This window comes from Stutzerimonas stutzeri, from assembly GCF_038561965.1.
In the GTDB taxonomy this organism is placed as follows: Bacteria; Pseudomonadota; Gammaproteobacteria; order Pseudomonadales; family Pseudomonadaceae; genus Stutzerimonas; species Stutzerimonas stutzeri_AA.
The window spans coordinates 2,784,733-2,807,929 of record NZ_CP139348.1 but is presented as its reverse complement, the minus strand read 5'-3'; the positions used below and the strand labels follow the sequence as shown (position 1 = coordinate 2,807,929).

Annotated in this window: 18 protein-coding genes; 10 read left to right on the top strand and 8 right to left on the bottom strand. The window is 62.9% G+C overall.

Annotated features, from left to right (window positions below; all coding sequences use genetic code 11):
- Window positions 1-42 precede the first annotated feature (42 nt).
- The 3 genes from SM130_RS12615 (at window position 43) to SM130_RS12605 (ending at window position 3,362) form a co-directional block, all read left to right on the top strand.
- The gene (locus SM130_RS12615) at window positions 43-1,662 is read left to right on the top strand and encodes a long-chain fatty acid--CoA ligase (RefSeq protein ID WP_102825701.1); all 1,620 of its coding nucleotides are present in this window, start codon (window positions 43-45) and stop codon (window positions 1,660-1,662) included.
- 73 nt (window positions 1,663-1,735) lie between these two features.
- Window positions 1,736-2,818: a CaiB/BaiF CoA transferase family protein gene (locus SM130_RS12610; RefSeq protein ID WP_102825702.1), complete on the top strand. Its 1,083-nt coding sequence runs from the start codon at window positions 1,736-1,738 to the stop codon at window positions 2,816-2,818.
- 277 nt (window positions 2,819-3,095) lie between these two features.
- On the top strand, window positions 3,096-3,362 hold the full coding sequence (locus tag SM130_RS12605; protein ID WP_102825703.1) for a hypothetical protein: 267 nt from the start codon (window positions 3,096-3,098) through the stop codon (window positions 3,360-3,362).
- 861 nt (window positions 3,363-4,223) lie between these two features.
- Here SM130_RS12605 and SM130_RS12600 read toward each other — a convergent pair.
- The 5 genes from SM130_RS12600 to SM130_RS12580 are packed head-to-tail and all read right to left on the bottom strand — an operon-like array spanning window position 4,224 to window position 9,770.
- Window positions 4,224-5,375: an acyl-CoA dehydrogenase family protein gene (locus SM130_RS12600; protein WP_102825704.1), complete on the bottom strand. Its 1,152-nt coding sequence runs from the start codon at window positions 5,373-5,375 to the stop codon at window positions 4,224-4,226.
- Window positions 5,376-5,413: 38 nt separating this feature from the next.
- On the bottom strand, window positions 5,414-6,508 hold the full coding sequence (locus SM130_RS12595) for an enoyl-CoA hydratase/isomerase family protein (protein ID WP_102825705.1): 1,095 nt from the start codon (window positions 6,506-6,508) through the stop codon (window positions 5,414-5,416).
- 2 nt (window positions 6,509-6,510) lie between these two features.
- Window positions 6,511-7,401: a 3-hydroxyisobutyrate dehydrogenase gene (mmsB, locus tag SM130_RS12590; RefSeq protein WP_102825706.1), complete on the bottom strand. Its 891-nt coding sequence runs from the start codon at window positions 7,399-7,401 to the stop codon at window positions 6,511-6,513.
- 35 nt (window positions 7,402-7,436) lie between these two features.
- A complete protein-coding gene (locus SM130_RS12585) occupies window positions 7,437-8,210 on the bottom strand; it encodes an enoyl-CoA hydratase (protein ID WP_102825707.1) in 774 nt (257 codons plus the stop codon).
- A 48-nt stretch (window positions 8,211-8,258) separates the two neighbouring features.
- On the bottom strand, window positions 8,259-9,770 hold the full coding sequence (locus SM130_RS12580) for a CoA-acylating methylmalonate-semialdehyde dehydrogenase (protein WP_102825708.1): 1,512 nt from the start codon (window positions 9,768-9,770) through the stop codon (window positions 8,259-8,261).
- A gap of 157 nt (window positions 9,771-9,927) precedes the next feature.
- On the opposite strand from SM130_RS12580, the gene SM130_RS12575 reads away from it, so the two are divergent.
- Window positions 9,928-10,821, top strand: a complete 894-nt coding sequence (locus SM130_RS12575) for a LysR family transcriptional regulator (RefSeq protein WP_102825709.1) — start codon at window positions 9,928-9,930, stop codon at window positions 10,819-10,821.
- Window positions 10,822-11,025: 204 nt separating this feature from the next.
- Here SM130_RS12575 and SM130_RS12570 read toward each other — a convergent pair whose 3' ends face one another.
- Window positions 11,026-11,379 carry a YgaP family membrane protein gene (locus SM130_RS12570; RefSeq protein WP_102825710.1) on the bottom strand — a complete coding sequence of 118 codons (354 nt, stop codon included), beginning with the start codon at window positions 11,377-11,379 and terminating at the stop codon, window positions 11,026-11,028.
- Window positions 11,380-11,597: 218 nt separating this feature from the next.
- Between SM130_RS12570 and SM130_RS12565 the strand changes: the two genes are divergently transcribed.
- From SM130_RS12565 to SM130_RS12540, 6 genes are read left to right on the top strand one after another with little or no spacing between them, the layout of a single operon-like run.
- Window positions 11,598-11,687 carry a potassium-transporting ATPase subunit F gene (locus tag SM130_RS12565; protein WP_102825711.1) on the top strand — a complete coding sequence of 30 codons (90 nt, stop codon included), beginning with the start codon at window positions 11,598-11,600 and terminating at the stop codon, window positions 11,685-11,687.
- 8 nt (window positions 11,688-11,695) lie between these two features.
- The gene (kdpA, locus tag SM130_RS12560) at window positions 11,696-13,393 is read left to right on the top strand and encodes a potassium-transporting ATPase subunit KdpA (RefSeq protein ID WP_102825712.1); all 1,698 of its coding nucleotides are present in this window, start codon (window positions 11,696-11,698) and stop codon (window positions 13,391-13,393) included.
- A gap of 11 nt (window positions 13,394-13,404) precedes the next feature.
- Window positions 13,405-15,456 (top strand): potassium-transporting ATPase subunit KdpB, encoded by a 2,052-nt coding sequence (kdpB, locus tag SM130_RS12555; protein WP_102825713.1) that lies wholly within the window; start codon window positions 13,405-13,407, stop codon window positions 15,454-15,456.
- Between the two features lie 42 nt (window positions 15,457-15,498).
- Window positions 15,499-16,065: a potassium-transporting ATPase subunit KdpC gene (gene kdpC / locus SM130_RS12550; RefSeq protein ID WP_102825714.1), complete on the top strand. Its 567-nt coding sequence runs from the start codon at window positions 15,499-15,501 to the stop codon at window positions 16,063-16,065.
- Window positions 16,066-16,070: 5 nt separating this feature from the next.
- The gene (locus SM130_RS12545) at window positions 16,071-18,737 is read left to right on the top strand and encodes a sensor histidine kinase (RefSeq protein ID WP_102825715.1); all 2,667 of its coding nucleotides are present in this window, start codon (window positions 16,071-16,073) and stop codon (window positions 18,735-18,737) included.
- Entirely contained in the window at window positions 18,734-19,429 is a 696-nt protein-coding gene (locus SM130_RS12540) for a response regulator (protein WP_102825716.1), read from the top strand. The genes SM130_RS12545 and SM130_RS12540 overlap by 4 nt, the downstream gene beginning before the upstream one ends.
- Before the next feature lie 23 nt (window positions 19,430-19,452).
- Here SM130_RS12540 and glgP read toward each other — a convergent pair whose 3' ends face one another.
- Complete coding sequence (glgP, locus tag SM130_RS12535; protein ID WP_102825717.1) at window positions 19,453-21,963, bottom strand: alpha-glucan family phosphorylase; 2,511 nt, start codon at window positions 21,961-21,963, stop codon at window positions 19,453-19,455.
- A gap of 80 nt (window positions 21,964-22,043) precedes the next feature.
- Window positions 22,044-23,141: an endonuclease/exonuclease/phosphatase family protein gene (locus tag SM130_RS12530; protein WP_181019272.1), complete on the bottom strand. Its 1,098-nt coding sequence runs from the start codon at window positions 23,139-23,141 to the stop codon at window positions 22,044-22,046.
- Between the last annotated feature and the right edge of the window lie 56 nt (window positions 23,142-23,197).

The following is a 23,197-nucleotide window of genomic DNA, read 5'->3' as shown; positions in this document are numbered from 1 at the left end:
AATAAAAACAAGATAGAGGTAGGAAACATGCAACCAGGATTGATGCAGAACGCCCCGCTGTTGATCAGCAGTATCGTCACCCATGCCGCGCGTGCTCATGGCGATCGCGAGATCGTCTCGCGGCTGGTCGAAGAACCCCTCTGGCGTTATGACTATGCTGGGCTCGCCACCCGTTCGGCGCAGGCCGCCAGCATGCTGGGCAAGCTGGGTATCGGGCCCGGCGACTGCGTATCGTCGCTGGCCTGGAACACCCATCGTCATTACGAGCTGTTCTTCGCCGTACCTGGCATCGGGGCTGTGCTGCACACGGCCAACCCGCGGTTGTCGGACGAGCAGATCGTCTACACCATCAACCATGCCGGCAGCCAGGTGCTGCTGTTCGACAGCAGCTTCGCTGCCTGCGTCGCCCGGTTGCGGCCGCGGTTGGGCAATATCCGCCACTTCATCGAGCTGGCTGCGCAACCCAGTTCCGGCCTTGAAGATGTGCTGGGTTACGAACAGCTGATCGCCGCCGAGCAGCCGCTGGACTGGCCGCAGTTCGACGAGAATGCCGGCGCGGTGCTCTGCTACACCTCCGGCACCACCGGTGATCCCAAGGGCGTGCTCTATAGCCACCGCTCGGTGGTGCTGCACGCCATGGCTGCCGGGCTTTCCGGCGCGTTCGGCCTGTCTGCCTTCGATTGCATCATGCCGTGCTCGTCGCTCTATCACGGCACCGCCTGGGGGATCCCGTTCGCGGCGGCGATCAATGGCTGCAAGTTTGTACTGCCATGCGACAAGATGGATGGCGCGAGCCTGCAGGAATTGATCAAGAGCGAGGGCGTGACCCTGTCCGGTGGCGTGCCGACCATCTGGACCATGTACCTCGCCCATCTGGAACGCAGCGGTGAGGATTCTGGCAGCCTGGCGCGGCTGGTGATCGGCGGATCCGCCGTGCCGCGGGCGATGGCCGAGACCTTCCAGACCAAGTACGGCGTTGCGGTCTGCCAGCTGTGGGGCATGACCGAGACCAGCCCGCTGGGTGTGGTGGCGACGCCGACACCCAAGCTCGCCGAACGTGGCCAGCAGGCAACCAACGACACCATCTGGACACGTCAGGGTCGTCTGCAATTCGGCATCGAACTCAGAATCGTGGACGAGGAGGGGCGCGAGCTGCCGTGCGATGGTGTCAGCTCCGGCAGCCTCAAGGTGCGCGGACCATGGACAGTCGAGCGCTACTACCGCAGCGAAGTGAGTGCGCTGGACGAAGACGGCTGGTTCGACACCGGCGATATCGCCACGCTGGACGCCGATGGCTTCATGCGCATCACCGACCGCAGCAAAGACGTGATCAAGTCCGGTGGCGAGTGGGTCAGCTCTATCGACATCGAGAATGTCGCGGCGGCCTGTCCCGGTGTGAAGGTCGCGGCGGTAGTCGGTGTGTTCCATCCAAAATGGGAAGAGCGCCCGCTGCTGGTGGTCGAGCCGCACGCCGACGCTGAGGTTACGGTCGAGACCATCCTCGCCCATCTGGAGCCGAACATCGTCAAATGGTGGATGCCTGATGCGGTGATTTTCGACGCGGTGCCGCTGACCGCCACTGGCAAGATCGACAAGAAGGTGCTGCGCGAGCGCTATCGCAACCATCTGGTCGAGAATCAGCTGAACGCCGTAAACCAGTAACTGTTTGCGAAAAGCGCGCCCCGTGCCCATCGGCGCGGGGCGCGCTCGTGCGCGTGGATCAGGAGAAGCACAGATGAGCGAGAACGCCAACGTAAGGCAAGGCCCGTTGAAAGGCTTGCGCGTGCTGGAGTTCGCTGGGATCGGGCCAGGGCCACATTGCGCGATGCTGCTGGCAGACATGGGTGCCGAAGTGCTGCGCATTGAGCGCGAGGGCGGCAACGGCTGGCCCAATCCGGTGGTCGACCGCGGTCGCAAGACGCTGACGCTGGATATCCGCAGCGAAGCAGGGCGTGAGCGCTGCCTTGAACTGGCGCAGACGGCCGACGTGCTGATCGAGGGGTTTCGCCCAGGCGTGATGGAAAGGCTGGGGCTCGGGTCGGATGAGTTACTGAAGCGCAATCCGAAGCTGATCTACGGCCGCATGACCGGCTGGGGTCAGACCGGGCCGCTGGCGAAAACCGCTGGGCACGACATCAACTACATCGCATTGACCGGTGCGCTGGCGGCAATCCGCGGAGAGAACGGAACCGCGGTGCCACCGTTGAACTTGGTTGGCGATTTCGGCGGGGGCTCGTTGTATCTCGCGGTCGGTATTCTCGCCGCGTTATGGGAGCGTGAGCGATCAGGCGAGGGCCAAGTCATCGATGCAGCCATCGTCGACGGCGTGTCGTCGCTGATGACCTTCTTCGCTGGCTTGCTGCCGAGCGGGCGCATCGACATGCAGCGTGAACGCAATCCCCTGGCAGGCGCAGCGCCGAACTACCGTTGCTATCGCTGCGCGGATGAACGAGAGATCGCGATCGGGCCGCTGGAGCCGCAGTTCTGGCAAGAATTGCTGGAGCGTATCGATGCGCCCGAAGCGCTCTGGGTGGGTTGTGTCGATCCAGCTGAATGGCCCGCACAGACCGAGCTGCTCAAGCGCCTGTTCGCCACCCGTACCAGGGACGAATGGTGTGCTTTGCTGGAGGGTAGCGACGCCTGCTTCGCGCCAGTGCTCGAGCTGGGTGAGGCGGCGCAGCATCCGCATCTGCGTCAACGCGGCGTCTATCAGGAGCTAGAAGGCCTTGTGCAGGCGGCGCCGGCCCCACGTTTTTCACGCACGCCAGGCAAAGCGAGACCGACTCTACGCGGCGGTGATGCTGAAGGTTGGGATTGAGCGCACCGACGATCTCTGCCGGTTTCCCAAGACTTATCTTGTCTGCCGGTGCAACGGATCGCGTATATCGGAATGGGGCGATAAAGGGGGTGTTGAAAGCGCGTCTTTTATTGGACAAAGAGTCAGGAAATCAATTCCGGCATATATATCACTTATGACGAGACAGCGTTCCAACTGATCATTCGGCATAGACCAAAGTAGCGTGTATCGTCTGTAATGCGCGGCCTAGACGTGCCGCACGTCGGTTGGGGTTGCTACTTGGCGACAGCTGACTAATATGAAAAGCGAGGCTGCTTATTACAAGAAAAACGGGGAGTCAGAAGTCATGATTAATAATGCCGAACAGCAAGTAGTTGCACTCGAACTGTGTCGTTTCCTGGCCCATTGCGTTGCCGCGATCGTAATCGTGGGAATGCTCTTCGTGGCCCTCGTCGGATCCTGGCATGCCGCCCTCAGTGTCGGGGTTGTTCCACTGCTGGCCGTCATGGCCTGCGATTACCTAGCCAGACGCAAGGAAACTGCTGTACTCACAGCAGACGCCTGATACGACCCAGGCGCTAACCAGCCGAAGAACCTTTTATGCCCATCGAGCGATCGACACCCTGACAGTGACTACTGCCGGGGTGTCTTGCATTGGGGCTGAGAACAACCTGTCCCTCGCTGCTGCTGAGCGGCGCCGGTAACGCAGCAGAGTTACCCAAAGGTGTTACTTCTTTCGTACAGCGTAACGGTCGCTGAGTTGGGTGGTAACGAATCCTTGGTCGATCTTGCCTGTCTGGGGTGGGCGTAAAAGCTAACTACTTGAAAAGTAACGATTTATCAAAATTGGCACGGCAAATGCTTTCTTATTGGCATAACAAAAACAAGAAAGCACACCCAATAACAAAAACAACACGTAGCGACTCCGACACAATAAAAACAAGCAGGTGGGAGACGTAGCAAACTGATTCTTTTGGAGAGGAATTGCCCGACAGGTTTCCTGTCGACCGGACCGAGAACAATAAAACTGCCACCAGGCAGCTCCAGAACCGGTTGAGCCCGTGAGGGTAGTGGCAACATCAGCGACCAAAATAATCCGTTTGTTCTTTATGTCCCGAATGGGACTGCTATCCGGACCTCGGTCCGACCGGGCTAACAACAAAAACAACAAGCCCGTCAGCAGAAGAAGAACAAAGCAACACGCCCTGAAGGGGAGCCTAACCGGCTCCCCTTTTTATTTGGCAACGATTGCTGGGTCTAGGTACCTGTTGCTCGGTGGGCTAAAGCCCACCCTATGGGGATGCACGAGCTGGATGTCGTAGGGTGGGCTTCAGCCCACCAGAGTCGCGGCAGGTAGCATTCCCCAGGACTATTGAGATCGCACCCGGAGCGAGCCGCTGTAGCGGAACACAGCTCCGGCGCTTGCCTATAGCGGGTAGCTCGCCAGCTCGCGCGCGATCAGCAGGCGTTGAATCTCGCTGGAGCCTTCGTAGATCTGCGTGATCCGCGCGTCGCGGTAGTAGCGCTCGACCGGATAATCCTCCAGATAGCCGTAGCCACCGTGAATCTGCACGGCCAGCGAGCAGACCTTCTCGGCCATTTCCGAGGCGAACAGCTTGGCCTGAGAGGCTTCGGACAAGCAGGGCAGGCCGGCGCTTTTCAGTCGTGCGGCATGAAGGATCAGCAGGCGTGCGGCGTTCAGCTGCGTCTGCATATCGGCGAGCATGTTGGCGATGCTCTGGTGTTCGGCGATCGGCTTGCCGAATTGCACCCGCTCGCGGGCATAGAGCAGCGCGGCTTCGAACGCCGCGCGGGCGATACCCAAGGCCTGCGCACCGATGCCGATACGGCCGCCTTCCAGATTCGACAGGGCAATTGCCAGGCCCTTGCCGCGCTCACCGAGCAGGTTGGCTTGCGGGATGTGGCAATCGCTGAGCGATACCGCGCAGGTGTCGGAGGCACGGATGCCCATCTTGTGTTCGCTGCGCTCCACCGCAAAGCCGGGGGTATCGGTGGGCACCAGAAATGCGGACAGGCCCTTTTTGCCAAGATCCGGGTCGGTCACCGCAAAAACGATGGCCAGCTTGGCCCGTTTCGCGTTGCTGCAGAACTGCTTGCTGCCGTTGAGCACCCACTGGCCGTCCACCAGTTCGGCGCGGGTGCGCAGGTTGTGCGCTTCGGAGCCCGCTTGTGGTTCGGTGAGGGCGAAACAGCCGATAGCGCGACCGCTGGCCAGCTCCGCCAGCCACTCATCCTTCTGCGCCTGCGAGCCGTAATTCAGCACCGGGCCACAGCCGACCGAGTTGTGAATGCTCATCAGCGCGCCGGTGGCGCCGTCGCCGGCGGAGATCTCTTCCACGGCCAGGGCGTAGGCGACGTAATCAATATAGCTGCCGCCCCATTCTTCCGGTACGACCATGCCGAGCAGGCCGAGCTCGCCCATCTGTGCGACCAGGGCGTCATTGATCCAGCCGGCCTTTTCCCAGGCCTGGGCATTCGGGGCGATCTCGCGGCGGGCGAAGTCGCGCGCCATGTCGCGGATCATGCGTTGGTCTTCGCTGAGTTCGAGGTCATGCATTGCGCGGTCTCTTCTTGTTGTTGTGCTGCAAAAGAGGTTCAGGCCGTGGCGCTGCGGCGTGTCTTGCCGGTGGTGGCCTTGAAGCCGTCGAAGAACGCCTGGACGCGCTCCGGCGTGACCTCTGCCAGCGTCGGCGGATTCCAGCGCGGTGACTTGTCCTTGTCGATGATCAGCGCGCGCACGCCTTCCATGATGTCGCCGTTGGCGAACCACTGGCGATCCAGATGCAGTTCCAGGGCGAAACAGTCGGCGATCGTCAGCTCGCGGCCTCGGCGCAGCATCTCCAGGGTCACAGACATCGCCAGCGGTGAGCGGCTGTCGAGCACCTTGGTCGTTTCTTTGGCCCAGTCGGTAAACTCCGGGCGAGTCTCGGCCGCCAACGAGGCGCGAATCGCGGCCACGTCGCTCTTACCGAAATGCTCGTCGATGGCCTGATGCAGCGCCTTCAGCTCGGAGCCAGGGAGCTTGTTGCTGCCCAGGGTCGCCACCAGCGTGCGCAGCGCTTCCTGGGGGTGAACAGTCCAACTCATGCGGTCGAGGCAGCGATCAAGTTCAGTGATCTGGTCGTGGCTGACACACCAGTCCGCCAGGCCGACGTGCAGCGCATCGGCGGCGCGGATCTGCAGGCCGGTGACGCCCATGTAGGTGCCGAGCTCACCCGGCAGGCGAGAGAGGAAATAGCTGCCGCCGACATCCGGGAAGTAGCCGATGCCCACTTCCGGCATGCCCATGCGCACCCGCTCGGTGACCACGCGCAGCGATGCGCCCTGGACCAGGCCCATGCCACCGCCGAGGACGAAGCCATCCATCAGCGCCAGCAGCGGCTTCGGGTAGGCGTGGATGTATTGGTCGAGGGCGTATTCCTCCTCGAAGAAGGTTTCATGCTCGGTGTCGCCGCGCTGGAAACTGTCGTACAGCGAGCGGATGTCACCGCCAGCGCAGAAGGCTTTCTCGCCATTGGCACGCAGCACCACGGCATGAATCTGCGGATCGGCCGCCCAGGCGCTGAGCTGCTCTTGTAGCAGGCGAACCATCTCCAGCGTGACGGCATTCAGCCCGGCCGGGCGGTTGAGGGTGAGGTGGCCGATGTGGTTACGTACGGCGGCCAGCACAGGGCGTTCGGTTGCAGTCATGTTCAGGTGTCCTTGCGGTACTGATTGATGATCGCCGAGAAGTCCAGGCCGCCGTGGCCTTGGGCGCTGAAGCTTTGATAGAGCTGCTGGGCGAGGGCGCCGAGGATCACCGGCTGACGCACCTGCTTCGCCGCTTCGGTGGCCAGGCCCAGGTCCTTGAGCATCAGGTCGCTGCCGAAGCCGCCGCTGTAGCCACGCGACGCCGGAGCGTTTTCCAGTACGCCGGGGAATGGGTTGTAGGTGTCCGAACTCCAGCAGCGACCGCTGGAGGTATTGATCACGCCGGCCAGGGTCTTGGCATCCATGCCCAGCGCAACGCCCAGTGCCATCGCTTCGGCGACGCCGATCATGGAGATGCCCAGCAGCATGTTGTTGGCGACCTTGGCCACCTGGCCGTTACCGGCCGCACCACAGTGCACGATGTTCTTGCCCATCGCCGCGAGGATCGGCTGCGCACGATCGAAGTCTGCGTCGCTGCCGCCCACCATGAAAGTCAGCGTGCCGGCTGCAGCACCGCCGGTGCCGCCGGAAACCGGTGCGTCGAGCATCGGGTTGCCATGCTCGGCGGCGGCCTTGGCCACTTCGCGGGCACTGTGGGGGTCGATGGTGGAACAGTCGATCAGCATCACGCCCGCGCGGCTGCTGGCGATCAGGCCGTTCTCGCCTAGGTACACACTCTTCACATGCGCGGCGGCGGGCAGCATGGTGATGATCAGCTCGGCGTTGCCCTGGGCGATGGCGGTCGGGGAGTCGACCGGTAGCGCGCCGGCGCCAGCCAGGCTCTCGACGGCCGAGGCGTTGAGGTCGAATACGCTGAGCTGGTGGCCTGCCTTGAGCAGGTTGTGAGCCATGGGCGCGCCCATGTTGCCGAGGCCGATAAATCCGATATGCATGGCTGTTTCCTCTTGTTGTTATGGCCAGATGCGGCTTAGCGATTGGTGAACTCAGGCTTGCGCTTTTCGCTGAACGCGGCCATGCCTTCTTTCTGGTCGGCAGTGGCGAACACCGCATGGAACACCCGACGTTCGAAGCGGATGCCTTCGGCCAGCGTGGTTTCGAAGGCGCGGTTGACGCTTTCCTTGATCATCATGGTGGCCGGCAGGGATTTCTCGGCGATCACCCGGGCGGCCTTCAGGGTTTCCTCCAGCAGGCTTTCGGCCGGGAACACACGGGCGACGAGGCCGGCGCGCTCGGCTTCGGCCGCGTCCATTTGGCGGCCAGTCAGGCACATGTCCATGGCCTTGGCCTTGCCTACGGCACGGGTCAGGCGCTGGGTGCCGCCGATGCCCGGCAGCACACCGAGGTTGACCTCCGGCTGGCCAAAACGGGCGTTGTCGGCGGCAAAGATCATGTCGCAGAGCAACGCCAGTTCGCAGCCGCCGCCCAGGGCGTAACCGGCTACTGCGGCAATCAGCGGCTTGCGACGGGTGGCGATGCGGTCGGCTTCGGCGAAGAGATCGTCGAGGTAGACCTGCGGGTAGGACAAATCAGCCATTTCCTTTATGTCGGCGCCGGCGGCGAAGGCCTTGGGCGAGCCGGTCAGGACGATGCAGCCGATCTGTGGATTAGCCTCGAGCTGGCCCAGGGCCTGGTTCAGTTCGCTGATCAGCTGGGCGTTGAGCGCGTTGAGCGCCTGCGGCCGGTTGAGGGTGATCAGCGCAACGCGCTCTTGGATGTCGACGAGCAGGGTTTCGAATGTCATTTCAGCGTCCTTGAGGGCCGGCGCGTCCGCCGGCCCGGTGGAGTTATGTCACTTCAAATTGATGGTGGTGTTGACCGGGCCGCCCACTTCGTTCTCATCGAACCAGCGTTCGGTGATGGTCTTGGTCTGCGTGTAGAACTGCACCACCTGCTTGCCGTAGGGGCCGAGGTCGCCGAGCTTGGAGGCTCGTGAGCCGGTGAAGGAGAACATCGGCACCGGCACCGGGATCGGCACGTTGATGCCGACCTGGCCCACGTCGATCTCTTCCTGGAAGTGCCGCGCCGCTGCGCCGGAGCGGGTGAAGATGGCGGTGCCGTTACCATTCGGGTTGGCGTTGATCAGCTCGATGGCTTCGTCCATGGTCGCCGCCGCCATCACGCAGAGTACCGGGCCAAAGATTTCCTCCAGGTAGATGCTCATCTCGCGGGTGACGCCGGAGAAGATCGTCGGGCCGACGAAGTTGCCCTTCTCGTAACCGCTGACGCTCGGGTTGCGGCCGTCCAGCTCCAGCTTGGCGCCTTCGCGCACGCCGCGCTCGATCAACCCGCTGACGCGGTCCAGCGCTGCGCAGGAAACCAGCGGCCCGACATCGGTGCCGGCCTCGACACCGGCGTTGACCTTGAGCGTCTGCGCCTTGGCCACCAGATCGGGAATCCAGGACTGCGCTTCGCCTACCAGCACCACCACCGACAGCGCCATGCAGCGCTGGCCCGCCGCACCAAAGGCGGCCCCGGCGAGGTTGTTGAGGGTCTGCTCCTTGTGCGCATCGGGCAGCACGATGGCGTGGTTCTTCGCGCCCATCATGCACTGCACGCGCTTGCCGGCCTGCGAGGCGCGGTTGTAGACGTGGGTGCCGACCTTGGTCGAGCCAACGAAGGACACCGCCTTGATATCCGGGTGGTCGCAGATTGCATTCACCGCATCCGCACCGCCATGCACCACGTTGAGCACGCCCGGCGGCACGCCGGCTTCCAGCGCCAGCTCGCACAGACGCATGGTGACCATCGGGTCCTGTTCGGAGGGCTTGAGAACGAAGGTGTTACCGGTGGCGATGGCCATCGGGAACATCCACAGCGGAATCATTGCCGGGAAGTTGAATGGGGTAATGCCGGCACAGACGCCCAGCGGCTGCAGCAAGGTGTAGGTGTCGACGCCCGCGGCGACATTGTTGGCCAGCTCACCCAACTGCAGGTTGCCGATGCCGGCGGCGTGTTCGACCACTTCCAGGCCGCGAAACACATCGCCTTCGGCATCGGCCAGGGTCTTGCCCTGTTCGGCGGTGAGGATTGCCGCCAGGTCTTTCATGTTTTCGCGGATCAACTGCTGGTACTTGAGGAAGATCCGTGCCCGCGCGCCGATGGGTGTCTTGCGCCAGGTCTTGAAGGCTTTCTGGCCGCTGGCGACGGCGCGTTCGATCTCCTCGGCGGTGGCGAACGGCACGCGCGCCAGGACTTCCTGGGTCGCAGGGTTGACGACATCGCGCCAGTCCTGGGTGGTCGACTCGATGAATTCACCGTCGATCAGCAATTTGACGGTAGGAATGGCGCTGGACGTTGTCATATGGCTCTCCGCCTGAGAAGGCACTGTTGTTGTTATGACTCGCGGACAGCTGCGAGAAGATGCATTGAATGTAGCAATGCAAAAAACCACATTACAATGCGGTCGACTGCAGAGTCGGTCTGCATAAATGCACAGGAACCCGTTGGAGGCTTCAACCATGGATTGGGACAATCTGCGCTATTTCCTCGAGGTCGCCCGTGCCGGGCGGCTGACGACCGCGGCGCGCCGGCTCGCCGTCGACCACACCACCGTATCCCGCCGTTTGCAGGCGCTGGAAAAGAGCATCGGGCTGCAACTCTTCCTCCGTGAGCCAGGCGGCTACAAGCTCACCGAAGCCGGGCGCAACCTGCTGCCACGGGTCGAAGCGATGGAAAGCGCCAGCGTGGCCATCGAGCATTCCTTGCCGAGCATGGGCGATGGGCTTTCCGGGCAGGTGCGCATCGGCGCCACCGAGGGTTACGGCACAGTGATGCTTGCCGGCCAGCTCACCGGCCTGAGCCGCCGCTATCCACATTTGAATATCGACCTATTGGCCTTGCCGCGCGCGGTGCGGCTGTCGCGCCACGAGGCGGATATCGTCATTACGCTGGAGCGCCCGGAGCGCGGGCCTTTCATCATCACCCGCCTGACCGACTACGTGCTGCGGTTGTATGCCTCGCCAGCCTATCTGGAAGAGCATCCACCGATTCGCAGCCGCGAGGACCTGGCCGAGCATCGCTTCGTCAGTTATGTGGATGACCTGCTGTTCAGCAAGGAACTGCTGTTTCTCGATGGCATCGCCGACGCCCGCGCCATCGGCCTGCGCAGCACCAGCCTGCTGGCCCAGCAGGAAGCCGTGGCGATGGGGGCGGGTATCGCGATTCTTCCGGCGTTCTCGGCTGACGCTGATCCGCGTCTGCGCCTGCTGCTGCCCGAGGAGGTCAGCTTCACCCGTACGTTCTGGATGCTGATGCCCATCGAGTTCAAGGACCTGGCGCGCATGCGCACCACCTGGGATTACCTGAAGGAAATGGCGCAGCAGAACCAGGACCGGTTGCTGGGGCAGGTTTGATCGTCCCTAAACAGCTTTTCCGGCAGGTGTTGCGGCCTGCAGTTGCCTAAGTACACGCCTAGCAGCGGCCGGTGATCGCCTGGGCGAGGCATCGATCCTCGGCAGTAGGGTGGGCTTTAGCCCACCGATAGGAGCGGGCTTTGGTGGGCTGAAGCCCACCCTACGGTGCTGCCCCTTGGCGCGACGCTGTTCGACCTGGCCAGGTCAGACGCGTGGTGTCGTGGGGGACTCGTTGCCCATCGGCGAGCTGTCCGGCAGCGTGACGCTGTTGTCCTGAAAGTCCGGGCTATGCACTTCGGAATCCATCGGCATGTGGCTATAGCGCTGGCTCGGCAATGCCGGCTTCGTCTCCATCTCGGTCAACATACGCTTGCCCTCGCAACGGCCGCTGATGCCGCGGGCCAGGGCCATGCCGCCCATCGCCAGCTCGGCCAGACCGAATATCCCGCCACGGCGGAGCCCTTTGCCCATAAGCACCAAGCCCCCGGCCAGCGAAGCTGCGCGTTCCCAGCCGTGCACATTCTGCGGGACGGACTTGTCGAACAGTTGCTTGATCATCTGCAGCATCCTTCTTGAGGCTAGTGGTTAATAGAGGACTGCGCCGTTGCGCCAGCGTTCCGATCAGAACTGATGCGGGCCGCCAGTAGCACTGCAGGGCGCGCGATGAAAAATACGTTTTCTTTACGCCGTCTGGCCGCTCGCGCAATCGATTTTTTACAGCGGCTGCTCCGACACTTTGCGTTCGCGCACTGAAGCGCCATACGGAGCATTAACCCATGACCATCCTCGACGGGCTCGCACTGGGCCTGGCCATCGTCCTGTTCTTCTACCTACTGGCTGCGCTGTTGCGCGCCGAACGTAGTTAGGGGGCCGCATGAACGCCAACGACTACTGGCTCATCGCGGCTTTTTTCATCCTCGTGCTTGCACCGGCCCCCTGGCTTGGTCGTTATCTGTACCGGGCGATGGAGGGTGAGCGCACCTGGCTGACACCCGTATTCAGACCGATAGAACAGCTGTGTTACCGCGCAGCAGGCATTGATCGGGACCGTGAGCAGAGCTGGACGTATAGCCTGGCCTTGCTCGGCCTTACCTTGGCAAGCCTGCTGGGGTTAATCGCGACACTCATGTTGCAAGGACAGCTGCCACTGAACCCGCAACGCTTGCCCGGTCTCGAATGGCCCCTGGCGCTGAACACCGCGGTGAGTTTCGTAACCAACACTAATTGGCAGGCCTATAGCGGCGAGGCGCAACTCAGCTACTTCAGCCAGATGCTGGGCCTGGGCGTGCAGAACTTTTTGAGTCCGGCGGTTGGCCTGGCAGTACTGGTGGTGCTCTGTCGCGCACTGTTTCGCCGCAATGCGGGCGAAGTCGGCAATTTCTGGGTCGATGTGACCCGCGCCGTCCTGTATGGACTGTTGCCTTTCAGCGTGATCCTGGCGTTGCTACTGGTGTGGCAGGGCGTGCCGCAAAGCCTGGCGGATTACGTCCAGGTGGTGACGTTGCAAGGCGGCGAGCAGAGCATTCCACTAGGACCGGCGGCCAGCCAGATAGCAATCAAGCAATTGGGCACCAACGGCGGTGGCTTCTTCGGTGTCAACTCGGCCCACCCTTTCGAGAATCCGACAGCCTGGAGCAACCTGCTTGAGGTGGCTTCGATCCTGCTGCTGCCGGCTGCACTGATATTCATGTTTGGTCATTACGTACGCGACCTTCGCCAGAGCCGGGCGATCCTTGCCTGCATGCTGGTGCTGTTCACACTAGGCCTGGGCACGAGCTTGTTCGCAGAGCATCAGGCCAACCCTGCGTTCGTCGGCATTGCGGTGGAACAGACGGGGCCGTTGGAAGGGAAGGAAAGTCGTCTGGGCATCGCCGCCTCGGCGCTATGGGCCACCGTGACCAGCGCGGCGTCGAACGGCTCGGTCAATGCAATGCATGACAGTTTCAGCCCGCTTGGGGGCATGGTGCCGATGTTCAATATGATGCTGGGCGAGATCGTGTTCGGCGGCGTCGGCGCAGGCCTGTACGGCATGTTGCTGTTCGTGCTGGTTACGGTATTCCTGGCGGGCCTGATGATCGGACGCACACCCGAGTACCTGGGCAAAAAGCTCGAAGCGCGTGAGGTCCGCTTGCTCGTGGCATCTCTGCTGGTGATGCCGGTGGGTGTGCTGGTGCTGGCCGCGCTCGGTGTCAGCTTGCCGGGGCCCGCCGCCTCGATCAGCAATCCAGGCCCTCATGGGCTGAGCCAGATCCTGTACGCCTATACGTCAGGTACCGGCAATAACGGGTCGGCATTCGCCGGTTTCGGCGCCGGCACCACCTATCACAACCTGATGATCGCACTCGCCATGCTGCTGGGGCGCTTCGGCTTCATCCTGCCGGTGCTGGCGATTGCCGGCAGTCTGGCGGCGAAGAACCGCGCACCGCTCGATGCAAACAGCTTTCCCACCCACGGACCGCTGTTCGTGACGCTGTTGACCCTGGTGATCCTCCTGGTCGGCGGGCTGACATTCCTGCCGGCCCTCGCGCTCGGCCCGCTCGCCGAACACTTCGTCCTGCTGCAAGGCTTCTGAGGAGCGTCATGATGAACGTCCGTCAAACGGCACTCGACAGTGCCGAGCAACAACCTGCCACATCCTTTGCTGCGCTGTGCAAACCGGCGCTGTTGCAGGCCCTGGTCAAACTCGACCCACGCCGGCTCGCCCGATCTCCGGTGATGCTGGTGGTCGAGCTCGCCGCTGTAGCGACCACGCTGCTGTGTTTCCTGCCTGACGCTGCGGTCAGTCGCCCGGTGGCAATACAGATAGCACTATGGCTGTGGTTCACCGTGCTCTTCGCCAATTTTGCCGAAGCGCTTGCCGAAGGGCGCGGCAAGGCACGGGCGGATAGCCTCAAGGCAGGCGTGCAGGGACTCGAGGCGCGACTGCGCGATGACAATGGCAATTACCGCCAGGTGGCTGCGAGCAGCCTGCGCCGCGGCGATGTGGTACGGGTCGAGGTCGGCGAGCTGATTCCCGGTGATGGGGAAGTCATCGAAGGCATCGCGGCTGTCAACGAGGCGGCGATCACCGGGGAGTCTGCACCGGTGATCCGCGAGTCGGGAGGGGATCGCTCGGCCGTAACGGGCAATACCCGCGTGGTGTCCGATTGGTTGCTGGTGCGCATCAGCAGCGATCCGGGCGAATCCACACTGGACCGAATGATCGCCCTGGTCGAGGGGGCCAAGCGGCAGAAGACGCCCAACGAGGTCGCGCTGGACGTCCTGTTGATCGGGTTGACGCTGATCTTTCTCGTGGTGGTCGCCACGTTGCAGCCATTCGCCCGTTTCGCCGGGGGCGATCTGCCATTGGTCTTTCTGGTTGCGCTGCTGGTGACATTGATTCCGACGACGATCGGCGGGCTGTTGTCGGCGATCGGGATCGCCGGCATGGATCGTCTGGTGCGGCTCAATGTGATCGCTAAATCGGGCCGGGCAGTGGAGGCGGCCGGCGACGTCCAGGTGCTGCTATTGGACAAGACCGGCACCATCACCTTTGGCAACCGGCGCTGCAGCGCGATGGTGAAGGCCCCAGGCATTTCCACCACCGAGCTGTCGCATGCGGCATTGCTCTCTTCGCTGGCGGACGACACGGCCGAAGGAAAATCTATCGTGGAATATCTGCGTGCCTTGGCGCCGATGGCGGAGCCGTCCACACAGAACGTCAGCAATATTCCATTCAGCGCGGAAACCCGTTTGTCTGGTGCCGATCACCAGGGCCGTCGCTATCGCAAAGGCGCGGTAGACGCTGTGCTTGACCATTTGGACATGACGCGGGATCAGGTTCCGCCAGTATTGGCGCGCGAGGTGGAAAAAATCGCTCAGAGTGGTGGCACGCCGTTGCTGGTGTGCGCTGATGATCGTTTGTTGGGCGCCATCCACCTCAAGGATGTCGTGAAGCCAGGCATACGCGAACGCTTCGCCGAGCTGCGCCAGCTGGGTATACGTACGGTGATGGTTACCGGGGATAACCCACTGACCGCAGCCGCGATTGCAGCCGAGGCAGGGGTCGACGACCTGATTGCCGAAGCGACGCCGCAGAAGAAACTGCAGCGCATTCGCCAGGAGCAGGCCGAGGGCAAGATGGTCGCTATGTGCGGCGATGGCGCCAACGATGCGCCAGCGCTGGCGCAGGCCGATGTCGGCATGGCGATGAACGATGGCACCCAGGCGGCGCGTGAGGCGGCGAATCTGGTCGACCTGGACTCCGATCCGACCAAGCTGCTCGACGTGGTTCAGGTGGGCAAGCAGCTGCTGGTGACACGGGGCGCGTTGACGACCTTTTCGATCGCCAACGACGTGGCGAAATACTTTGCCATCCTGCCGGCACTGTTCATCGGCATCTATCCGCAGCTCTCGGCACTGAACCTGATGCAGCTGCACAGCCCGGAGAGCGCAATCCTGTCCGCAATCGTGTTCAACGCGCTGATCATCGTCGTCCTGATCCCGCTGGCGCTGCGTGGCGTGCGCATCAAGGCGGCCGACGCAGCCAGCCTGCTACGGCGCAACCTATTGATCTACGGACTGGGCGGGCTGCTGGCTCCGTTCGTTGGGATCAAGCTGATCGATCTGCTACTGACCGCGACTGGTCTGGTCTGAATCCCGCTGCGCCTAACTGGCGCGGCTTCTGGAGATGAAAAGATGCTCAAACAAATTCGTCCGGCGTTTGTCCTGCTGGTCCTGATGACCCTGATCACCGGGGTGGCTTATCCGCTGCTGGTGACGGCTGTGGCGCAGCTGGCGTTTGCCGAACAGGCCAACGGCAGCCTGGTTCGTGATGCCAGCGGGCAAGTACGTGGCAGCAGCCTATTGGCCCAGCGTTTCGAAGGCGCGCAGTGGTTCCATCCGCGCCCCTCGGCGGGCGACTACGAGACGGTGGCTAGCGCCGCCAGCAACCTGGCACCAAGCAACCCGGAACTGGCTGCCCAGGTCCGTGCGCGGGTGATCGAATGGGCTGGCAGCCCTACGGCGCCGGTGCCCATGGAGTTGGTGACGACTTCGGCCAGCGGGCTGGATCCGCACCTGACGCTGGCTGCGGCTCGCTTTCAGGCGTCACGGGTGGCGGCCGCTCGGGGCATCCAGCCTGAGCGCCTGAACCATTTGCTGCTGGAACACCTGGAAGCCCCTCTGGTGGGACCCGCCGTGGTAAACGTGCTGGCTCTGAATCTTGCATTGGCTGACAATCGTCTGCCTGCCCCCAGCGAGTGATGTGAATGAGCGATGCCCTGCGCGCGGATGCGCTGCTCGACGATGTGCCTAGGGAAGGCCGTGGGCGTCTCAAGGTTTTCCTCGGATCGGCGCCCGGGGTCGGTAAGACCTACGCGATGCTGCAGGCCGCACAGCGCCAAAAACGACTCGGGTGCGACCTGCGTGTAGGTGTGGTCGAAACCCACGGCAGGGCTGAAACCGAAGCGATGCTCGTTGGCCTGCCCGAGCAGCCGTTGATCCGCAGCGAGTATCGCGGCATCACCCTGGTCGAGATGGACCTTGATGGCCTGCTGGCGGTGCGGCCGCGTGTAGTGCTGGTGGATGAGCTGGCACATAGCAACGCCCCCGGCAGCCGCCACAGCAAACGTTGGCAGGATGTGCTGGAACTGCTCGAAGCAGGCATCGACATCTATACGACGGTCAATGTCCAGCATCTGGAAAGCCTGAACGATCAGGTCCGTGCGATCACCGGAATACAGGTCCGGGAAACCGTACCGGACTGGATTCTGCAGGAAGCGGACGACATCCTGCTGATCGATCTGCCGCCTCGCGAGCTGCTGGAACGCTTGCGAGAAGGCAAGGTTTACGTTCCGGAACAGGCTAGGGCGGCCATTGATGCGTTCTTCACGCAAACCAACCTGACTGCCTTGCGTGAGCTGGCAATGCAAACCGCCGCTGCGCGGGTTGATGCTGAACTGAATCGGCGTTACCGCTTGCAGGGGCAGTCGGCACCAGCGGTTCGTGGTCGCCTGCTGGTCGGTATCTGCGGCAACGATGCTGCCGAAGGGCTGGTGCGACATGCCGCGCGGGTAGCGGAGCGTAGGCACCTGCCATGGTCGGCTGTGCATGTGAACACCGGGGCGAATCGCGGCGAGGCTGAGCTCGGCCACTTGCAGGCGGCTCAGCAGCTGGCAGAACGGCTCGGTGGCGAGGTGGTGGAGCTGCGTGGCGAGCGAGTCGCTCGGACCCTGATCGACCACGCCTATGAGCGACGCGCCACGTTGGTTCTGGTCGGCCGCTGTGATCAAGCACGACGGGGCCTGAAGCGCCTGTTCACACGCTCGGTCGCCGAGCAACTCATCGCCGCAGGCCAAGGGCTGGAAGTCAGTATTCTTGACCAACGGCGTGAGCGCGCGCCCTCGCGAACAGGGGACCAGACGAGGCAGCCGCTGGACTGGCGGACCTACCTGCTGGCGTTGCTGGCGACCTTAGTGGCGACCGGGGCCGCACTGGTGCTGTCGCGCTACCTCGCGCTACCCAACATCTCCCTGGTCTTTCTTGCAGCGGTACTGGTCGTGGCCGTACGTAGTAGCCTGGGTCCGGCGCTGGCCTGCGCGGGATTGTCGTTTCTGTTCTACGACTTTCTGTTCATCCCCCCCACCTTCACCTTTATTGTGGCGCGTCAGGAAGATGTGCTGACACTGTTGTTCTTCCTGCTGATGGCGGTCCTCACTGGCAATCTCGCCAGTCGCCAGCGCCGCCAGCTGCAGTCGTTGCGTCAGGCGCAAGCGCAGACGACGGCCCTGCTTGATCTTTCCCGTCGGCTGAGCGCCGCGACGGATGTTCAGGCGGTCTGTGCCGTTGCGGTTCACCAGCTTCAGTTGCTCCCGGATATCGAGGCCGTGGTGGCGACGCGTACGAAGAAGGCTGAGTGGTCGTTCAAGGGCGGTCCTCTGCCGGCTCTGAGCGACCAGGCGCTGGCGGCGGCCGAGTGGGCATGGAAACATGGGCAGCCTGCGGGGCAGGGGACCGATACCTTGCCGGGCGGGCAATGGTGGTGGCTGCCACTCAGCGGGGATGGGCAATCGCTGGGCTTGCTTGGTATTCAAGCTCTAGCTGCGACTCAGCTGCCGCCCCCGAAGCGTCGGCTCATAACCGCACTGGCTCAACCGCTGGCACAAGCGCTGGGGCGTGCGACGCTCGCTCATGAACTGGAAGCGGCCCGCCTGCATGGCCAGACCGAAGAGCTGCGCAGCGCCTTGCTGGCGTCCGTCTCACACGATTTGCGCACGCCGCTGACCGCGATGCGTGGCTCCATCGACTGCCTGGCCAGTTTGGGGCAGGGCATGAGCGAGGCTGACCGGCAAGATCTTCTGGAAACCACGCGGGACGAAGCGGAGCGCCTGGATCGCTATATCCAGAACCTCCTGGACATGACTCGTCTGGGTCATGGCGGGCTCAAACTTATTCGCGATTGGGTGACCCCTGCCGACATCGTCGCCAGTGCTTTGCAGCGCCTTCATCGGGTCCTGGCCGAGTTCAAGATTGAACTCAATGTCCCCAACAGGCTACCGCTGCTGTACGTCCATGCGGCGCTGATCGAGCAAGCGCTGGTCAATGTCCTGGAGAACGCTGCGCGTTTCTCATCGCCGGGTGGCTGTCTGCAAGTGGCTATTACGGTCGACGCGAAGGCGCTGCGTTTTGTCGTCAGCGATGAGGGGCCGGGTATTCCCGAAGCGGAGCGCGAGAAAATATTCGACATGTTCTACACGGCTGCGCGTGGCGATCGGGGCGGCCCGGGCACTGGGCTCGGTCTCGCCATTTGCCAGGGAATGATTGGTGCCCATGGCGGGCGCGTATCGGTCGATGACGGGCTCAACGGCAAAGGCGCAAGCGTGATCCTTGAACTGCCGCTGTCGCCGCAGCCGGAAATGGAGGAAGGCCTTTCGTGAATTGCGAATCGGCAAGTGTTCTGATCATCGACGATGAGCCGCAAATCCGGAAATTTCTACGCATCAGCCTCGGTTCGCAAGGTTATCGGGTCGTCGAAGGTGCCGATGGCCGCGATGGCTTGACCCGCGCGGCGCTGGAACAACCTGATCTGGTGGTGCTGGACCTGGGGCTGCCGGATATGGACGGCCAGGCCGTCCTGAGTGAGCTGCGTGGCTGGAGCCAGGTGCCGGTGATCGTGTTGTCGGTACGCTCCAGCGAGTCGGAAAAGGTTAAGGCCCTTGACGCTGGCGCCAACGACTACGTGACCAAGCCTTTCGGTATCCAGGAATTTCTCGCCCGGGTGCGTGCGCTGCTGCGCCAGTCTCGACAGCCCGCGGGTGCCGCAGCGCAAGTCATGGCCGGACCTCTGTGCATCGACTTCGCGTTCAGGCGTGTCAGTCTGGACGAGCAGGCCGTGAGCCTGACGCGCAAGGAATACGCGGTGCTCGCGGAACTGGCTCGTCATGCCGGCCGAGTGGTTACCCAGCAGCATCTACTGAGCGAAATATGGGGGCCGAGCCATCGCGGCGACAGCCACTATCTGCGCGTGGTCATCGGCCACCTGCGGCGCAAGCTAGACGACGATCCGACCGCACCCCGCTTCATCGTGACCGAGGCCGGGGTTGGCTATCGCCTGATCTCGGACGCCTGACATCACGTACTCAAGCAAAGCAGTCATCGCTGCCAGCTAATCAACCCCAGCTCCAGCGGGATGGCAATACCCAACTCCGTGCTGGGTATGACGCGGGCGGTGTAGTCGCCTTGAGGGCTACCTGCTGGCAGCTGGCCTTGGAAGATGGCGAATGCGCCGTCATGGCGCGTGAGCCGCAGTGAATGAATGTCGGCGCCTTCGCCATCTGGCTTTTGCCTGAAGAGTTCGACCCTGATCTGTGCCGGTTCGATGTTCCCGACATGCAGGCGGGCCTTGATGCGGTACTGATCACCGTCACGTAGCCACTGCACATCGACGAAGTCGAGTTCGTGCCAGTGGCCCTGCAGCCAGGTGACCTGCTGCGCCAGTGTGGTGGCCAGAGCCGAGCCATCCGCACAGCGTTGCCGGTAGGCAGTTGAGAGCGGCAGGTAATAACGCTCGGTGTATTCGCGCACTGTGCGATCGGCGGAGAACTGCTCCACCAGTTCGCTCATGCTACGGCGCATGCGTTTCACCCAAGCGGTCGGAATGTCCTGCTCATCGCGCTTGTAGAAGCAGGGCACTACCTGCTCTTCGAGCAGCCGATAGAGCTGTTCGGCGTCCACGGCATCATGTTCGGGTTCGTGCTCCAGGCCGTCTCCGACCGCCCAGCCGAGGTCGGCGACATAGGCTTCGGCCCACCAGCCGTCGAGTTGCGACAGGTTCAGCCCGCCGTTGGCCAGGACCTTCATGCCGCTGGTGCCGCTGGCTTCCCATGGGCGACGAGGCGTGTTCAGCCAGACATCGACGCCTTGCACCATGTGCCGGGCGATGCGCATGTCGTAATCCTCGAGAAATACCACTTGGCCGGCGACATCGGGGCGGTCGGCGAACTGCTGCCATTCGGTGAGCAAGGCCTGGCCGGCGCGATCGGCCGGGTGCGCCTTGCCAGCCACCAGCAGCTGCACCGGGTGGTCGGGGTGACAGAGGATGCGTGCGAGCCGCTCAGGATCCTGCAACAGCAGGTTGGGACGCTTGTAGGTGGCGAAGCGCCGGGCGAAACCCAGAGTCAGGCGCTCGGGATGCAGGCGCGATCCAGCGACCTCGATTTCTGTTGGCGAGGCGCCATGAACGGCAAGACTTCGAGCCAGGTGGCTGCGGACGAAACCGAGCAGTTCGCTACGTGCATGCTGACGGATCTGCCATAGCCAGCGGTCATCCACCCGTGCCAGCAGTTCGTCTACCGATGCCTGATCGGTTCCGCGCCAGGGTATATCGTCGCCATGCAATTCATACCAGTGGGCTTCGGCATTCGGCGAAACCCAGGCTGGCAAATGGATGCCGTTGGTGACATGGCCAACGGGCACCGACTCGATCGGCCAGCGCGGATAAAGCTCACGGAAGATGTAGCGGCTGGTACGGCCATGCAGCTGGCTGACGGCGTTTACCGCGCCGGCGCCTCGCGTAGCCAGGTAGGCCATGTTGAACGGCTCTGCCGCGTCTTGCGCATGCTTGCGGCCCATCGCCAGCATGCTCTGCAAAGGAATGCCCAGCTCGTACTCGGCATAGCGTTCCAGGTACTTGCTTACCAGCTCAGGCGGGAAACGATCGAAACCGGCTTCGACCGGTGTATGGGTGGTGAACAGGTTGCCGGCCCGCGTTGCGTTAAGGGCGACCTCGAAGGTGACGCGTTCCCTGGCCATGTGACTGCGCGCGCGCTCAAGCACGGCAAAGGCGGCATGACCATCATTCAGATGCAGCACATCGGCCCGCAGTCCGGCAGCTTCCAGCAGGCGCCAGCCGCCGATGCCGAGCACCAGCTCCTGGCGCAGCCGCATCTCGTTGTCGCCGCCATAGAGCTCGCTGGTAATCAATCGCGCAATGGGTGGGTTCGCCGGATCATTGGTGTCCAGCAACAGCAGGCGGTTCAGGCCAACCGTGGCCTGCCAGCCGCGTAACCATATCTGCAGACCGGGAAGCTGAATGGCCAGCCGCAGCGGTGTGCCGCTTGCATCCAGCAGTGGCTCGATGGGCATCTGCCGGGTGTCATTGACCGGATACAACGCCTGCTGGCGGCCATCCGGGCCGATGCTTTGGCGGAAGTAGCCGTGCTGCCAGAGCATGCCCACCGCCGTGACCGGAACACCGAGATCGCTGGCTGCCTTGAGCTGATCGCCAGCTACGTTGCCGAGCCCACCGGAATAAATCGGCAACGCCTCGCTGAGCATGTACTCCATGGAGAAGTAGGCGACGCGCGCGAGCTTGTCGCCGAAATTCTGCCTGGCGAACCAGGTCGGCTGCTGCAGCCGGGCCTGCTGAGCCTGAACCATACCTGCCACCAGACGATGACAGTCGGCACGGCGCAACAGCGCCTCAAGCGTCTGCTCGGGCACGGTGCTGAGGATCAGGCTGGGGTTACGGGTGAGCTTCCACAGATCGTTGTCGATCAGCTGCCAGAGGTCATCGTTCTGGCTCGTCCAGCGAATCGACTGGTCGAAGGCAAGCCGGCGTAAGGTTTCGGGGGTGATGGCGGGGCGTTCGAATGCAGGAGTCAATGGAGCCTCTCTCTTCGGAACCGGGGAGCGCTACGTCGTCCAGCATAGCTTTCCCGCTACGACTAACCCGGCCGCGCGGCTCAGCGCTGCGGTTCGGCATCTGGTTGCGGCACGTCGCTCGGGGTGACGGGCGCTTCGTTGATGGTTTCCTCGGCCTGTTGCTGGTCATCGCGCTCTGCTTCGAGGCCGTGTTGTTGCTCAGTGTGCTTGGGGTCGTACTGCAGTTCGATGAATACCGGGAAGTGGTCGGAACCGATATCCGGCAGGCGCAGCAGGCGGATGAAGCGAAAATGCGCGCTGTGAAAGAAGTGATCCAGCGGCCAGCGCAGGAACCAGTGATGGGCATGGAAGGTGTTGTACATGCCGCGGCCGACACGCGGATCGAGCAGGCCACTGATCTTGCGAAACAGCCGGGTGGTCGGTGCCCAGGCCACGTCATTGAGGTCTCCGGTGACAATGATCGGATCATCATTGCCTTGTACGCTGCGGGCGATCACCAGCAGCTCGACATCCCGCTCAGTGGATTCTTCGTTCTCGGTCGGGCTGGGCGGTGCGGGGTGCAGGAAATGCATGCGCACCGAAAGGGCGTCGTTGACTCGTACCCGGGCGTGCATCGACGGCACATCGTCCTCGACCAGAAAACACAGCTCCGGCTCCTCCAATGGCAGACGCGAATAGACGTGCATGCCGTAGAGGTTGTCTTGCGGGCAACGGATGCTGTGTGGATAGTCCTCGGCTAACTGTTCTAGCTGCGCTTCCCACCATTGGTCGGTCTCGAGCGTCACCAGTACATCGGGGCGGTATTCGCGGACCAGCGCCAGCAGACGGTCGGACGCTCTGTTCGGCCCCAGGACGTTGGCGGCCATCACCCGTATACGCGGGCCCGGTGCATCGGGCGCGGCGCGCAGCACCTCGTTGTGCCAGAGGCGCGTGTAGGGTGCGATCCACCAGAGCTGATACACCAGGCTTGCACCGACCGCCGCGGTCGCAAGAGCGTGCCAGGGTTCGTTGTAGTCGAGCAGCATGCCCAGCGCGATAAGCAGTGCTGCCAGCAGTGTGCCGAGCTGCAGGCGTGGAAATTCCCATACGCGCACCCACCACGCTGGCGATCGCCAGAGCGGCAGTAGCGTGACGAGCACGAAAAAGCCGGTTGCGACCAGCAAAATCCCTTCGATCATGACGTTTCCCATAACGGCCGACCGGTCGCAAGCGGGCTTGCGTTCCCGGATTGGTA